At 72.7% G+C, this 1,791-nt stretch carries 2 protein-coding genes and 1 pseudogene; 2 read left to right on the forward strand and 1 reads right to left on the reverse strand.

The window, feature by feature from the left end:
• Both A9X03_RS02635 and A9X03_RS02640 read left to right on the forward strand, forming a co-directional pair.
• The coding region (locus tag A9X03_RS02635) for an alpha/beta fold hydrolase (RefSeq protein WP_156737603.1) at positions 1–238 on the forward strand (238 nt) is incomplete at its 5' end.
• Entirely contained in the window at positions 239–1,480 is a 1,242-nt protein-coding gene (locus A9X03_RS02640; RefSeq protein WP_067785200.1) for a WS/DGAT domain-containing protein, read from the forward strand.
• On the opposite strand, the pseudogene A9X03_RS02645 reads toward A9X03_RS02640, so the two are convergent.
• A pseudogene (locus tag A9X03_RS02645) lies at positions 1,481–1,791 on the reverse strand (MarR family transcriptional regulator); the annotation flags it as partial. It lies immediately after the preceding gene.

Raw genomic sequence — 1,791 nt, forward strand, 5'->3', positions numbered from 1 at the left:
GCCCGCGCGGTATGCCGAGCTGAACGAGCTGTGGACCGAAGGGCCCGTATGGCCGTGCCTGTACCTGCATGGTCGCGACGACGGCTGCATGACACCGGCTTTCGCCCGCTGGGCGGAGAAGGTGTTGCCGCCGGGCAGCGAGGTGGCCATCGTCGAACACGCGGGGCACTTCCTGCAGCTCGAACAGCCGGACAAGGTCGCCGACCTGGTGCTCGGGTTCATCGGCTCACCCGGCTGAATGGCCGCGCAGCGGATGGCCGCCGTCGATGCGCAGTTCTATTGGATGTCGGCCAAGATCCCCAGCGACGAGTTCCTGCTGTACGCGTTCGACGGCGAGCCCGCGGATTACCCGGCGGCCGTTGAGCAGGTGCGCAGGAGGGCCCGCGCCGAGCCGGCGCTGACGCTGCGGGTCCGGGACGGCAGCCCGCTGACCTACCCGCAGTGGGTGCCGACGGCCGTCACCCCAGAGTGGGTGGTCCGCCACCACCTCGACGACCAGACCTGGGCCGGCTGCCTCGCGGCGATCGTCGGCCTGGCCGGTGAGCAACTCGACGTGCGCCGGGCCCCGTGGCGGCTGCACGTCTTCACCCCGGTGCTGGGCGTCCCGGGCGTGACCGGGGCGGGCTCCGTGGCGGTATTACAGGTCCCGCACGCGCTGGCGGACGGGGCGCGGGCAGCGGCCATGGCGGGCTGGCTGTTCGGCAGGCCGGATCCGGTGCCTCGGGTGCGACGCCTGCGGGCCGGGTTCCTGCCGTGGCGAGCCGCCCAGGCGGCTCGGGCGCACGGTCGGTTGGCGGCTGAGACCCGCGCCGGGCTGCTGGCCGCCCGGCCCGGTCCGCGGCCCCCGCTGCCGACGAATGCGCGCCCCGGTGCGGTCCGCTCGGTGCGCACGCTGGTGCGGCACCGCAGAGACTTGCGCGGTCCCACCGTCACCGTGGGCGCGCTGTCGGCGATCTCCACGGCGCTGTCCAACCTTTTGGGCGATGCCGCCGATACGTTGGGCGCCGAAGTTCCGATGGCCAAACCCGGTGTGGCGCACGCGCACAATCACTTCGGGAATGTCGTGGTGGGCCTGCATCCGAGGCTGGGGCTCGAGGCCCGCGCCGAGCGAATCGCGACGGAGCTGGCCGATGGCCGGCGCCGCTTCGCGCACCCGGCGACGCGCTACGCCGACCGGGCTTTCGCCGCGGTGCCCGCGCCCCTATTACGTTGGGGCGTAGCCCAATTCGACCCCGACATTCGTCCGACGCAGGTGTCGGGCAACACCGTCGTCTCCAGCGTCAACCGCGGGGCGGCCGACCTGAGCTTCGGCGGCGCCGGGGTGGTCTTGACGGCCGGCTACCCGGCGCTGTCACCGGCGATGGGGCTGACGCACGGCGTGCACGGCATCGGCGACACCATCGCGATCAGCGTGCACGCGGCCGAGACGGCCGTTCCCGACATCGACGCGTATCTGGAGTTGCTCGACGCGGCGCTGTGATCACTGCGCGTCGCCGGACCGCGCGGCTTCCTCGCGGGTCAGGCCGACCGCGGAGATCAGCTCCTCGTGCAGCTCGAACCACACGGTGTGGTAGGAGTCGATGAGCGGTCTGGTCAGCCAGGCGGTGTCCCCGTCCCGCACCTTGCCCAGTGCCGCAGCAAGTTTCGTGCCGTAGGCGTTCAGCCGGGGCAGCTGCGCCGCGGCCGTCGCGATGATCGGCTGCACGCGTGCGTGCACATCGTCGAGGCGGGCCAGCACCGCGGCGTCGTATTCCGCGTCGTCGTGGGCGTTGGGGGTGCCGCCGGGGCCGC

The sequence above is a fragment of the Mycobacterium sp. E1715 genome, assembly GCF_001667625.1.
GTDB lineage: Bacteria > Actinomycetota > Actinomycetes > Mycobacteriales > Mycobacteriaceae > Mycobacterium.